The organism is Kothea flammea (assembly GCF_052161645.1).
Taxonomy (GTDB): domain Bacteria; phylum Planctomycetota; class Planctomycetia; order Pirellulales; family Pirellulaceae; genus Laterigemmans.
This window is the reverse complement of record NZ_CP197414.1, coordinates 2155924-2168838: the sequence shown is the minus strand read 5'-3', so window position 1 is coordinate 2168838 and position 12915 is coordinate 2155924. Positions and strand designations below refer to the sequence as shown.

The 12915-nt window shown below is 53.6% G+C and carries 10 protein-coding genes; all 10 read left to right on the top strand.

What is annotated here, in order from left to right; genetic code table 11:
- The first annotated feature begins 141 nt into the window (after window positions 1–141).
- Window positions 142–1638 (top strand): O-antigen ligase family protein, encoded by a 1497-nt coding sequence (locus tag SH139x_RS07695; protein ID WP_488354693.1) that lies wholly within the window; start codon window positions 142–144, stop codon window positions 1636–1638.
- 129 nt (window positions 1639–1767) lie between these two features.
- On the top strand, window positions 1768–2007 hold the full coding sequence (locus SH139x_RS07690) for a hypothetical protein (protein ID WP_488354692.1): 240 nt from the start codon (window positions 1768–1770) through the stop codon (window positions 2005–2007).
- On the top strand, window positions 2007–3239 hold the full coding sequence (locus tag SH139x_RS07685; RefSeq protein ID WP_488354691.1) for a glycosyltransferase family 4 protein: 1233 nt from the start codon (window positions 2007–2009) through the stop codon (window positions 3237–3239). Before SH139x_RS07690 ends, SH139x_RS07685 begins: the two co-directional genes overlap by 1 nt.
- A 64-nt stretch (window positions 3240–3303) precedes the next feature.
- Entirely contained in the window at window positions 3304–4446 is a 1143-nt protein-coding gene (locus SH139x_RS07680) for an acyltransferase family protein (protein ID WP_488354690.1), read from the top strand.
- On the top strand, window positions 4446–5567 hold the full coding sequence (locus SH139x_RS07675) for a glycosyltransferase family 4 protein (RefSeq protein WP_488354689.1): 1122 nt from the start codon (window positions 4446–4448) through the stop codon (window positions 5565–5567). The genes SH139x_RS07680 and SH139x_RS07675 overlap by 1 nt, the downstream gene beginning before the upstream one ends.
- Window positions 5564–6649 carry a glycosyltransferase family 4 protein gene (locus tag SH139x_RS07670; protein ID WP_488354688.1) on the top strand — a complete coding sequence of 362 codons (1086 nt, stop codon included), beginning with the start codon at window positions 5564–5566 and terminating at the stop codon, window positions 6647–6649. The genes SH139x_RS07675 and SH139x_RS07670 overlap by 4 nt, the downstream gene beginning before the upstream one ends.
- Complete coding sequence (locus tag SH139x_RS07665) at window positions 6646–7806, top strand: glycosyltransferase (protein WP_488354687.1); 1161 nt, start codon at window positions 6646–6648, stop codon at window positions 7804–7806. The genes SH139x_RS07670 and SH139x_RS07665 overlap by 4 nt, the downstream gene beginning before the upstream one ends.
- 274 nt (window positions 7807–8080) lie before the next feature.
- On the top strand, window positions 8081–8644 hold the full coding sequence (locus SH139x_RS07660) for a PEP-CTERM sorting domain-containing protein (RefSeq protein ID WP_488354686.1): 564 nt from the start codon (window positions 8081–8083) through the stop codon (window positions 8642–8644).
- A gap of 480 nt (window positions 8645–9124) precedes the next feature.
- Window positions 9125–10795, top strand: coding sequence for an exosortase U (xrtU, locus tag SH139x_RS07655; protein WP_488354685.1), 1671 nt, complete (start codon window positions 9125–9127; stop codon window positions 10793–10795).
- Window positions 10796–11120: 325 nt separating this feature from the next.
- Window positions 11121–12707 carry a tetratricopeptide repeat protein gene (locus tag SH139x_RS07650; RefSeq protein ID WP_488354684.1) on the top strand — a complete coding sequence of 529 codons (1587 nt, stop codon included), beginning with the start codon at window positions 11121–11123 and terminating at the stop codon, window positions 12705–12707.
- Window positions 12708–12915: the final 208 nt, after the last annotated feature.

Here is a 12915-nt window from a genome sequence, read left to right as displayed (position 1 = left end):
GGCTGTGGATAAAGCGAGTAGCGGGAGCTTTCGTTGGCGCCAACGCGGTGGGAGTCGAGGGAGAATGATGGTCGTCTTTCGCTGCGCGGAAACAGCAATTCTTTGGACTTTTGCGGAGCGAAAGGCGACGTTGAGCCATTTATGAATAACAGCGGACGAATCGCAACGGAAGCCAGGCCTTGGACCGGTATCGCGCGTTTAAGTCCTACGATCGCTAAAGTTTTGCAGGATGCAATTTGGATTTGCGCGATTCTGCTGATTAACCGACTGGGGCAATGGGGGAATATTGCCTTTCTAGCGGTGGCGGTTGGATATCTCTTGCAGGCGAAGGACGGCGAATTTAAGGCGTTTGTGCTTGTCGCGCTCGCGCCCATTCTAAACGAATTGTATTCGGTAAATGGTGGGCCGGTCTTCACGGCAGGTCGCTTTTTAGTCTACGGGATCATATTAATCTGTCTCTACCAACGTTGTTCCTATATGATGGCTGGCTCTCCTTACTTGGGAGTTCTGGGGTGGTTGATTATCTACGTATTGGTCTGTTTGGTTTTAGCTTTCGCCCGCGGATATTTTGTAGAGGTTTCAGCTGGAAAGCTTTTCACGTTCGCAGTCGGGACATCTTGTGTGGTTTTGGTGGCGTTGCTGAGTCCGTTCATGGATCGTGCGACACGCTATTGGGTGATTTCGGTTTTTCTAGCAATCGCTGTGTTTGGAATTTTTGCGTGGTTGATTGGGCAAGGATATAATGGGAAAGGCTTGGCTAGTCTGCAGCGGGGATTTTTTAACGGACCTTTGTATCACTCCAATACGACCGGGCCGATTTGTGCGATGATCGCTGTGGCACTGTTTGCGTTTGCAATTTCCGAACATGGTGATTTATCGAAACTAGGATTTTCCCTCCTGCCTGTGTTTTTCGCTTTCGCTTACCTGACGAAGTCGCGTACCTCCATTGGTGCTGCATTGATTGGGATGAGTTTGGTGATCGGCACGTACGTTTTACTTGGGCAGCAGCGATATCTAATCACGCCACGTCAAAAGCAAATGATCAGTCGTCTTTTGATTGGTCTCGGTGTCAGTGCTATTTGTCTGATCGCCTGGGACAGCGTGAACGAAGGCAAGTACGCCCAGCGTTTGGCGTCGTACATCTCAAAGACTAAAGAAGTTGATGGTTTTGGATCTTTACGAGTCGAGACTATTCTCGAGAGTCGGATTGAGAAATATGAGGCAGGTTGGGGGAACTTTAAGGAGAATCCTATTACCGGAATTGGTTTCGGAACGGCAAGTGGTGCGCAATTTGCGAGGAACGCTTCGATGTTTTCAGCGCCAATTGAGAAAGGGTTTATTGGAATTGCCGTACTTGAGGAAACGGGCATTGTTGGAGCTATCTTTTTCCTCTGCTTTGTGGGAACTTTTCTGCGAGTTCTCTATCAACAGCAAAATTACGTTGGTTTTGCTTTGCTTGCCACATATTTGGTTGTCAATTGTGGGGAAACGATGTTTTTCTCCTTCGGTGGCCATGGCGCATTTGGTTGGGCGGTGGTGATGTGCGGGATCGTGTTGGGAGCTCGGCCTGTTAGCCAAAATTACGTGCAAGTTGGGTATGATGTGGCAGGAGAGCGTCGCTTGGTTAGAGTTCAGTGATGTGATTGCTTAGTTTGCGTTGCGCTGGTGTTGCGATTTTCTTTTGCTTTGGGTATTTAAGGCTGCCGTCTGATAATTGAGGAAGTTTAATTGGCTGCGCAAGTGTAGCTAATTTGGGTTTCGGAACGATTGGAAGAGAAGGGCTGGTTGCTGATCAACGGAATTAGGATTGTTGATACTTTCGGCGGAGCGAAAGGCGACTTTACTTTCGACGGAGCGAAAGGGGACTTTACTTTCGACGGAGCGAAAGGGGACTTTACTTTCGGCGGAGCGAAAGGTGACTTTACTTTCGGCGGAGCGAAAGGCGACTTTACTTTCGGCGGAGCGAACGGCGTCTTTGTACTTGCTGGCTTTGATTGCGGTTCATAATGCGTTTGATTCTTGATATTACCCCCGTCACTTCACGAGCGTCTCGCCGCACCGGACTGGCTCGCGTGGCAATGGAGTTGGCTCGTGTTCTGGCCGCTCGGGAGGACATAAGTCTTGCCTGCTCCGCTTGGGGCTCAGTTTACGCCAGCTATGATGTTTTACGGTTTTTGAATACTTCATCCGGGTATGGCGTCTACGCGGGACGGCTCGGCTTTACCGAGCGTGCCTATGGCAAACTACTGGACCGATACCTTTACTCAAATCGGGCGATTCCCTCTGCACTAACGCGGTTTGGTCAGTTTCTAAACGTGTCACGCCGCCCCTTCCCTTCGGGAGTGTTGCGGAATAGCGATTGCGTTCATTCCACCTTTGCTAGAATCCACAGACAAGTTCGCCGCTCGCAAATACCACGCGTGATCACCATCCATGATCTGACGCCGTTGCGATTGCCTCCCCATCTGGCCAACTCCAACGAAGCGGCAATATGCCGTCGCATGTTGGGGAATCTGGGGCCCGATGATCATGTCGTTTGCGTATCACAGGCGACTCGCGACGACGTTCTAGATTTGACCGATTTATCTTCGTCGCAAGTTGATGTCATTTTGAATGGGGTTGATACGCAGAGTTTTCGGCAACTTGAACCCGAAATGATCGAGCGTGAGCTTGCACCACTGGGGTTATCGAATGTCCCCTTTGTTCTCTCATACAGCTCATTGGCACCGCACAAAAACCTGGAGTTGATCCTTAATATTTGGCCGCAAATCGTCTCTGAGTGTCCCGAAGCACGCTTGGTGCTTGCGGGTGGCAAAGGAGATTCTTTGACTGGGAAATTAATGGCCTTGCCGGCCGTGGCGAGTGATTCAATCATTACCCTTGGACGAGTTTCCGATCAAACCATCACCGCGCTGTGTAATGCGTGCCGGGCGTTTGTATTTCCGTCTTACTACGAAGGGTTTGGGTTGCCGATTCTCGAGGCGATGGCGTGTGGAGCTCGGGTGATATGTTCGAATACTTCGTCGATGCCGGAAGTTGCCGGTGGGCATGCTATTTTGGTGGATCCTAATGACCACGCGGGCTGGGAGACTGCAATCGAACGGGTGCTTTCATCGCCCGCTGATTCAACAGCGCAACTTGCAGCAGTAGCTCACGCGCGGACCTTCACTTGGGAAAAGGCTGCGGATCAATATGTTGATGTATATCGTAAGTTAGTTTCCGCACATTCCCGCCAGTGAGCGTGTGTCCGTTGCTTTTTTGGAAGCCCAACTCGCGGCTTAACTTCGTCGGCCTGGCGACTCAATGAGTTCTGAAATAAGCGGGCGAGAGCTTAGTCGCGAGGATCGTTGGTCTAGAGACGGCGTGGATGCCATCAAGGGCTTGCTGATTCTAGTGATCGTGCTAGGACACTCGGATACGCTGTCGAATTACTTTCCCTCGTTACGGAAGGCTTTTTATTTCTTTAACGTGCAGTGTTTCCTGCTGTTGCCGTTTGTGTTCCCCAGCCGGCGATGGTCGCGAAAAACGCTAGGCGACCGAGCAGTCCGTTACCTTGTGCCGTACACGCTGTTCTTGCTGCTGTCGTTTGCATTGACGTTGATTATCGAGCGTTTTGCCTCGTTGGCAGATCCTGGCGAAACGGCGGCAAATTTGGCGTTCGCGTGGTACTCGGGTAACGAGGGTGTGATTGACGGCGTCGCATCGATCCGCGCGCTTTGGTTTCTGCCGACCCTGTTCTCGCTCGTCGCTCTGCGGGCAGTGACCGATATTAGCGTCTCCTGGAAGCTGATATTGATTGCCGGCTCATTGAGCGTCATCGCGTGTGGATGGATGATCCCTTTAGCGTGGTATCGTTACAGTCCGCTGGGAATTTGGAACGCGATGTTTTTCCTTGTTCCCGGGTTGTTGTTGTGGGAATTTATTCGCCGCAAAGACTATTCCGATTCAAACTTGCTGTTGGGGACGTTCGCCACAATCGCTGCGGTGGGCATGCTGTTGATCACCATGCGGCCAGAAATCGGCCGGGTTGCGGGAGCAGGAATCGGCAGCTACGACCCGCGAGACTGGCAAACGTTTCTGTTGGCCCTGGCACTCCCGTTGGTGTTGATGATTGGACTGCTGGGAATTTCGCGGCCGCTCGGGTGGATAAAGCCGCTTGTTTTCTGTGGGCGACATTCGTTGGGAATCTATCTGTTTCACGGGTTTCTGTACGCCGGGTTGGGCATGCTTGTTTTTGGTGGCGATTTCAACAAGCCGGCGATTACTCGATCGCATGTCGGCTGGGGGATTGTGATCGCCGTTGTGAATATTTCCCTCAGTGGTTTGATCACGTGGTTTATTTCTCGCAGTCCCATGCTTTCCAATTTGCTGTTTCCCCGCGATAAGACGTCTTGGCGAGCGGGATTAGGTTTGGACCACGGGAAGGCCCCATCGGGGACGACTTGATGGACAGCAAGAAAGCACAGAAATGCCGCGTGGTAGGGTACTTGCAACCTAACCGCGGCGGAGGTGTCGCGCGGCATGCGCGCATGATGATCGAGGGCTTGGCATCTCACCCGCTGTTCTCCGTGAGTGCCATGGCAAGCAAACAAGAAATGGTAAGAGCAGGCAATGCGGATTGGATTCAGTCTTTCCAGCTGAATACACATCCATTCCCACAAAAGCTGCTCGAACGCTCCTGGAAGGCGTTTGGTTTGCCTCCCGCAAGTTGGCTGTTCGAGGCGACCGACTGGATTTATTCACCGGCGGAGGTGCGTTTACCGCGTGCCAAGTGCAAAACCGCGGTGACCATTCATGATGTGCAGGCGTTGGAGACGGACCTGCCTTGGTCTCAGTCAGATGCCCATGTAAAGTTTGCCCGAAAATGGCGGGCTTGGCTGCAAAAATTATTTGCGGAATCAGATCTATTGCTAACCGTTTCAGAGTTTTCCAAGTCCCGTTTAGTTGAGCTGGCGGACGCACCGGCGGAAAAGATCGTTGTTGTCGGAAACGGGGTTGATGAAGTTTTCTTTTCTGACCCTATCGAATTTCAATCGGCTGATCTTGATCTAAATCCACACGTCGTGATCATCGGTGGGTTAAGGACCAAGAAGGGGGCCAGCCAGCTAGTTGAATTAGCGACTCGTTTCGAGAGGGAAAATCGAAGGATTCGATTCGATGTCGTCGGGCAAAATGATCCGGAATGGGAGCAAATCGCCGCTGACATTCCCAGCATTTGCCTGCATGGCTGGCTGGGCGATTATGAGGTAAGAGAGTTGCTGCAAGATGCGATTGCGTTGTTATTCTTGAGTCCCTACGAAGGTTTTGGCATTCCGGCGCTCGAGGCAATGGCCGCAGGTTGTCCCGTGATCGCGGCAAATCGAGCTTCGTTACCGGAGGTCGTCGGGGACGGCGGAGTCTTAGTGGAGCCGGAAGATATCTGTCAGGTGATGGAAGAAATCGATCAGTTCATGCAAGATATCTCTCATCGCAAGCGGTTTCAGCAGGTTGGTTGGCAGCGGGCGAGCCACTATCGGTGGTCGGGATGTGTTAACCGACTCGCGGATGCGCTGCGAGCCTCCACATGAAGATAAATGGAGCGGAGCATGCTCCTTTGAAGGTGGTGTGTTGCTGGTCAACGATTTCAGGCTATATGGCTGCGTGTTGGAAACGTTTGGCGGCGTTACCCGAGGTTGATTTGTTGGTACTTGCCCACGAATCGAAAGGGAACAGCAGCTTTGGTAAACAAATCATGGAGGGAGTTCCTTGCACGCTGCTGTCGCCGACGCAAGCGAAGGATGCGGAGTTGATTGCTGGTCACGTAACGGCTTTTAACCCTCAAATAGTAATGGTGACCGGATGGTGGTTGAAGGCCTATCGCGACTTGGTACTGGGGCTGCCAGCGGATACAAAAGTCGTGATGGGTATTGATACGCCGTGGAGGAATCCGCTGCAGTTGATCAATCGCTTGCGCTATCGCCGGTATCTCGGCCGGCTAGACCACGTAATGGTAACGGGTGAAAGAAGTTGGCAGCATGCCAGGCATCTTGGCTTTGATGAAACGATGATTAGCCGGGGTATGTACGGCGTTGACTTTTCCCGCTTTTCGAAAATTGCCGGCGAGCGTGCATTGCGTCCATGGCCTCGGCGTTTCGTATTTATGGGGCGTTATGTTGACATCAAGGGCATTGATGTCTTGGCTGCTGCCTATGCCGCTTATCGCGAGCAGGTTGAGGACCCTTGGGAATTGGTATGTTGCGGGATGGGGCCGCTGAAGTCGCAGTTGGCCGGCCAAAGTGGTGTTGTTGACCAAGGATTCGTGCAACCGGCGGCGCTGAGAGATATGTTGTTTGATGCGGGCGCGTTGGTTTTGCCGAGCAGGTTTGACCCCTGGCCGTTGGCGTTAGTAGAGGGGGCGGCGGCTGGGTTACCGATTATCTGCACGAACGCATGTGGTTCGGCGGTGGAGATTGTGCGGCAGTACTACAATGGATTGGTTGTTTCGACGGGATGTGCGGCAAGTCTTACCTCCGCCCTCGTTGAGATGCATGCACGTTATGATGAGTTACCGACATGGGGAGAGCGGTCGGTGGAACTGGCAGCTCCCTACGCAGCAGAGCATTGGGCGGAACGCCAGCTACAGTGTTTTCGGCAGCTGGTGTCGTCATGAAGCCGACGATTGTCTCTTTGGGACTTTACCAATCATCGGGGGGGCCCAGCAAATCAATTTCAGCTTTTCAGCGCGCTTTGGGAGCAAGGGCGGTCTCGTGGTTGGACCCAGCTGACGCTTTCCGCGGCGAGCAGGTGTTAGAGAATCCGGTGATCGTGATGGCGATGGCTGGAAAATTGAATCGTCAGATTCTGTTTGCCAGCCGGGAGCAACGACAGCGAGCTGAGGCAGCAATTGAAGCTGCCAGCGTCGTTTCGTGCCACTCATTCTATCGGGCCCATAACGATTGGGTGCGGAAAACGTGTGGTAAGTACGAAGTTCCCTATTGGTTTGTCCCGCACGGCAGCCTGGATCCTTGGGTGCTAAAAAAGGGTGCGGTGTTAAAAGAGCTTTATATGCGGGTTTGGGGAAAGAAGTTTCTAGAACAAGCAACCGCGGTTGTCTTTGCGACACGGCGGGAGCAAGAAAAAGCTTCTCCCGTGTTGGCTGGGCAGAAGAATCTGGTGTTGAATTGGTCATTGGATGATCAGGATTTTTGCGTTGCCAGCGCGGAAGAGCGTGTACAGGCGAGATGCTCGCTGGGGCTTCCGGCGGATGCTTTTGTGTTGCTTTACTTTGGCCGTTTAGATCCAATGAAGCGCCCCTTAGAGACGGTTCGAGCATTTGCGGAGAGTAAAGTCGCCGATGCGCACCTACTCATCGCCGGCAATGAGTATGGGCATACGATGAGCGAAATTAACGCATTGGCGGAGGAGCTTGGGGTTGCTGGCTTTGTTCACGTGGTGGGGCCGGTTTACGGGGAGGCACGGCGCCACGTGCTGGCTGCTTCTGACTTGTACATTTCGCTCTCGCATCGAGAGAATTTCAACTTTACTGCCGCTGAATGCTTGGCAAGTGGAATACCTTTGATTCTCTCTCCTGGGAACGATTTGGGGGGGGAGTTGGTGGAACAGCCTTTTTGCACTTGGTTGACTTCGGATGATATTTCCGCCGCTGCCGCCAAAATTACGGAAATCGCCGCGACGGGACGAGAATCGCTGCGGGATTTGGGGGAGGAGGCAGCGACGTGGGCAGCTAGTCATTTAAGCTTCGAGCACTTTGCCACGCGGCTGAAACAATTTGCCCGTGAAATCAGCGGAAATGAGCAGGCTGTCTAGGATCGCGAATTTTGATGAAGAAGGCGAGAAATTCAGTTTTGGCGGAAGTCATTTACGGTGCCGATTCACCCCTTAGCGGCATATTCACTGGGCCGGCTTGGGTGCCCGGGTGTTTGACTGGGGAATGTTTAGCGAATTTAGGAATTCTGAGTGTCAAATGATTGACGAGCTGAAGAGGCGTTACTACCATTGCGGGGGTGTGAGAGTCGTTTCTCGCTCACTTGCGCAAATCGAGTGTTTTTACGTACGACAACATGTTGTGGGAGTTTACTTTATGAAATTTGCTGGTTTGGCGAGCTTGATGCTCGCAGCCTGCCTGAGTGCAAATGCATCGGCAGGATTTTTGCTCTTGGACGACTTTGACGATAGCAACACGGCTACCGGCTTTGAGCTGGGCCGGGCAACAGTTGACATCGGCGGGTCAACCGTTTACGGCGACATCAACAGCGGAACGTTGAGCGTTGGTCAAAATGCGTTCTCGAACGCCGTCGTAACTTACGGTGGGCTGAACTCATTTGACTTCGGCTATCGAACCAAGTTCGTTTTGACCGATTTCGCAACGACTGGCGGTCCAGTTTTGGTTTCTTCGTTCGTTAATGGTTCTGCAGCCGGTACCAACTCAATGGTTGGTAGCGACTTGGTTTTCGACTTGACTGGTTTTGTTGGTAGTGTGGACACGCTGCAGTTCCGGTTCACGTCGGATACAAGCCCTTTCACGATTTCAGCCTCGTCGCTGCAAGCCGTTCCTGAGCCTGCCACTATGGCCCTGATCGGTATGATCGGTGCTGGTGGTGGTGTCGCGTCTTGGCGTAAGCGCCGTAAAGCAGCTAGCGCCTGATTGCTGGCCTGAGTTAGAATTGCGCGTCCGACGTGCAGATTGAAATTAAGGGCTCCGGATTCGTTTTCGGGGCCCTTTTTTTGTTGGTGCTTCGGGTGTTTGTTGAGAAATCGCTGGGGATCGAGGGTACAGAGGTGGGGGTTCTGACGTTTGGTTAAGAGGCGGAGTGTGGCTGTGGGGCTTGTGGGCAGGTGCGGCTGGAACGCTTGGCTGGAAAAATTTGGCAGTTGCCGGACGGTGCTTATTTGGAAGGTAGAGTTGCGTGATTTGCCGCTTGAGTGTCTGATTGATTCGGTATCAATTTGTGGAGTTTGAGGTTTTTGGGGGGTGCGGCTAGCTGCTTAGTAGGAAGCGTACAGGCAGGATGCCTATTCCACTTAGTGGGAAGAGTACAGGCAGGATGCCTATTCCACTTTCAGGCGGGAGCCTGGGAACTAGATAGTTGTTTAACTTTTAGATTCAAATAAAGTTTTCAGCACGATGCAATCTGCGAATACTGTTGCTCAACATCAATCGGTCGCCACTTCCAATGTGCAGCTTGGGGGCCGCTTCTCGCCGACTCAGTGGGCGGTCATCGGCGTGCTGGTCGCTTGCGCGCTGGCTCTGCTGCTGCCGCTGCTGTCGCTCGGCCGCTGGATGCTCAGCCGCGACTACTACCAACACTTTCCCCTGCTGCTCCTCGCCGGTGCCGGCCTGGCCGGTTGGCGGCTGCGCGGCCGTAGCGTCCCCTTCCAAGGTGTACTCTCGCTGCGGGTGCTGATCTGGATCGGACTCACACTGGTGCTGACGGCGACCGTATTTGTTTTGCCTAGCCGCTGGGCGGCTAGCTTGGCGGGGGTCAGCCTGCTGATCGCCGCCATCAATTTCATTGGCGGTCGCCAATTGGCGCTGTTTCTGTTTGGCCCCGTGTTGTTGATCGCCGCCGCGGTTCCGCTGCCTGTCGGTTTCGACAACTGGTTCGTGGTCGCGCTGCAGAACTTGGCCACTTGGATGGCCAGCGTTTGGTTGGACCTGACGAACGTGATGCACTTTACCACCGGTGTGTCGATCCAAACTCCCGGTCAAGATTATTACGTCAAGGATGCTTGCAGCGGGATTCACAGCGTTTTCGCGGCAGTGGCCGTGGGAATGGGCTACGGCGTCTACCGCCATTATCGCTTGTGGCGAGTGGTGCTATTCCTCGCCCAATTGCTGCTATGGGTCGTGGTGGCCAACGCGCTGCGAGTGTTCTTAACGGTCTACGGCCAATCGCGTCTGGGGATGGACCTCTCCAGTCCCGCTTATCATGAGATGCTGGGGATGGTGACGTTCGCCGTCGGCGTGTTGCTGGCGATCAGCGGCGATTATTTCCTGCGATATCTTAACCCGGCCGGAACGACCGAGTTTACTGATTGGGACGAAGCGTTTGCACGCGTCAAAGAATCAAAATGGCTCGATCTGCCACTCTCTCCCCAGATTGGACTGGGGATCGTAGCGGCGGGCGCAGCAGTCGGATTGGTTGTTTCAGCGTTGTTTTTCAGCTACTCCGCTCCCAGCGGCGCGACAATGTCGATCGAGGAAATGGCCAAGCTGACGTATGTTAATTTAGAAGGTTTTAGTGAAGAGTCGCTGCCGGAGACGATTGGCGAGTGGCGGCAAACAGGGTTTTACTCGGAGGAGCGCGGCGAGGATAGCATTTTCGGCGGGATGGTCAGCAACGTCTGGCAATACACTTCGCCGGTCGGCCGCAACGTGATTATCAGCATTGATGGTCCCTATGACGCCTGGCACGATTGGGCTGTTTGCTATCGGGGTACCGGCTGGAGTGTCAAAGATATGTTGACAATCGATACCGACCGCGGCGGCGAGGCCTATTACGCCTGTGAGTTATTGATAAAGCGTGCACCGATTGATAATGCCCAAGTGTTGTACGCTTGCATCGATCCCGAGGGTGCCGATGTAAAACCGCCCGCCTATTTTGGAGATAGCGTGATGGGGTTGGTGCGGCGGTTCGGGATCGGGACTCAGGATCGAGAAGGCTTTCGCGGTGGCGTGATCCAGTTGCAGATGATGGATCAAAGACCGGGTGAGATCTCCGCGGAACAACGCAAAGAGAATGAAGCGTTGTTTTGGTTGGCAGTCGAGGAGTTGTATAAGACAAAAGTAGAATAGGTTTCCAGCCCGTACAGGTTTTAGTGGAATAGGCTTCCAGCCTGTACAGGTTCAGTAGAATAGGCTTCTAGCCTGTACAGGTTCAGTGGAATAGGCGTCCAGCCTGTATAGGTTTGAGTGGAATAGGCTTCTAGCCTGTACAGGTTTCAGGTTTAGAAGGTTAGATTACAGGCTGGAAGCCTATTCCACTTGCAGGCTGAAAGCTGAGGGTGTCTACAGCTAGAAGCCTATTCCACTGGCAGCGTACTTTAGATGTTAGCGGACAGGCTGGAAGCCTATTCCATATTCGGGCTGGAAGCCTATTTCACTTTTTGACTTAGGTTCTATGTTTTCTTTTTGGCGGAAATATCAGCTGCAGCGTCAGCTGCGTCGACAAGCGGCTGCGACTTCTCGGGGGCCCACGGGCGGTTCGGTTTGGTTGGCTCCCTTTCGGTGGCTGGCTAAATTACCTCTAGCAATTGGCCGCTCGTTCGGTCTTAGCGTAAAAACTTGGGCTGATCATCTCGCTCGCCAACGTCGCCAATGGCGCGATCTGCTATTGGGGATCCCCGCAATTCTGCTGCTGGTCGGCTTTGTTGCCGCGACCGCTATGGGCCACGTCAAACAAACTGGCAGCGGCTTGCAATACTGGCGGGCCGGCGAGCAGCAGCTGGCTAAAGGCGAAGCCGAAATCGCTCAGATCTTTCTGCAAAAAGCGATGATGGGGGAGAATGTCAGCCAACGTGACGTTATGTTCTCCTTGGCCCGCGCTTACGAAGCGAACGAACAATTCGATCGGGCCGATGTGCTGATGAGTTCGCTGGCTGGGGTCGGCACGGTCGGCCTGCCGGCCGCTCACCGCTATTTGGCGATCCGCACCGCTGAAAAAGTGACCAAGACTAAGCAGGTGGAAAGCTTGGAAAGCTGGTTTTGGCACCTCTCCCACGCCGATCGCCCCAAGTCGGCTCCGATTCAAAAGTCGTGGGGAACGTATTATCTGGTCGGCGGCGAATTGGAAGATGCGATCACGCACTTTCGCACCGCCGCGGAAGAAGAGCCCGCGATGTGGCTGCAAGTGGCCGAGTTGCAAGCTCGGATGAATGACGCGGAAGGGGTTCGCGCCAGCCTGGCGACCGCGCAGCGAACTCTGGAACAACAGTTCCTGCGTGATCCCGCCGATTCGGAGAATCGGCTGCTGTACGCCACCAGTTTGTTTTACATCGGTGCGTTGCCCGATGCGGAAAAATTACTGAAAGAAGGATTGCTGAACGAAGATAACGCTTCCTTTCGGCAATTGTTGGCCGCCGTGTTCACGCGGATGTACGACGTTGAGGCGAGCACTCCTGATGGGGTCGCCAAGGCGTTTCGTTATTTGCGGATGTCCCTCGACTACGAGCCCAATTATCAACCCGCCTTGACGCGGCTGGTCACCTTTGCCCGCTCTTCGCCGGAACGGCTAAATGCTAGCCGTGATGCGATGCGTCAGATGATTTCGACCGGCAACTCATCGGCCATGGCCCACTTTACGCTTGGTACCATCGAGTGGATTGCCGGGAATCAGCAGTTGGCGATGCTGAACATGCAGCAAGCGATCGAATTGGATTCGCGGATGCCGATCATCGCCAACAATTTGGCCTATTTGATGAGTCAGGAGGAGAATCCCGATTTGGAAGCGGCACTCAATTTAGTGAACCAAGCTGTCGAGTCGGATGCCGCGAATGCGGAGTTTCGCGACACGCGAGGCGAAATTTACGAGAAAATGGGTCAGCTCGCCAAGGCGGCCGCCGATTACCAGCAGGCTTTGGCGACAACGAAAAACAAACGCCCACTGCAGGAAAAGCTGGCAAGGTTGTACGACCAACTGGGCGATCCGGCGATGGCGCAAGAGTTTCGCGATCAAGCAGCGGGAGTAGAAACCGCTCCGCAGGAATAACCGTTACATCTGACATGTTTCCCCTCGGTGGGGGCATTTTTTTGTGCTGAGCTTTTGACGAAAACGCACCCGACCCGTATGCTGGAGGTCGAAAGTCGACGATTGCCCCGGCGAAAGTAACCAATCATGTAGGACGGGTCTCCAGGCCCGTCTACAAACAAATAGACCTGACGAAGACGGAACGAGACGGGCCTAGAGACCCATCCTA

What these genes read in the sequence shown, in the direction of transcription:
- SH139x_RS07670 (WP_488354688.1), top strand. Translation starts at nt 5,564, where the DNA reads ATGAAGATAAATGGAGCGGAGCATGCTCCTTTGAAGGTGGTGTGTTGC.
- SH139x_RS07680 (WP_488354690.1), top strand. Translation starts at nt 3,304, where the DNA reads ATGAGTTCTGAAATAAGCGGGCGAGAGCTTAGTCGCGAGGATCGTTGG.
- SH139x_RS07675 (WP_488354689.1), top strand. Translation starts at nt 4,446, where the DNA reads ATGGACAGCAAGAAAGCACAGAAATGCCGCGTGGTAGGGTACTTGCAA.
- SH139x_RS07685 (WP_488354691.1), top strand. Translation starts at nt 2,007, where the DNA reads ATGCGTTTGATTCTTGATATTACCCCCGTCACTTCACGAGCGTCTCGC.
- SH139x_RS07695 (WP_488354693.1), top strand. Translation starts at nt 142, where the DNA reads ATGAATAACAGCGGACGAATCGCAACGGAAGCCAGGCCTTGGACCGGT.
- xrtU (WP_488354685.1), top strand. Translation starts at nt 9,125, where the DNA reads ATGCAATCTGCGAATACTGTTGCTCAACATCAATCGGTCGCCACTTCC.
- SH139x_RS07665 (WP_488354687.1), top strand. Translation starts at nt 6,646, where the DNA reads ATGAAGCCGACGATTGTCTCTTTGGGACTTTACCAATCATCGGGGGGG.
- SH139x_RS07650 (WP_488354684.1), top strand. Translation starts at nt 11,121, where the DNA reads ATGTTTTCTTTTTGGCGGAAATATCAGCTGCAGCGTCAGCTGCGTCGA.
- SH139x_RS07660 (WP_488354686.1), top strand. Translation starts at nt 8,081, where the DNA reads ATGAAATTTGCTGGTTTGGCGAGCTTGATGCTCGCAGCCTGCCTGAGT.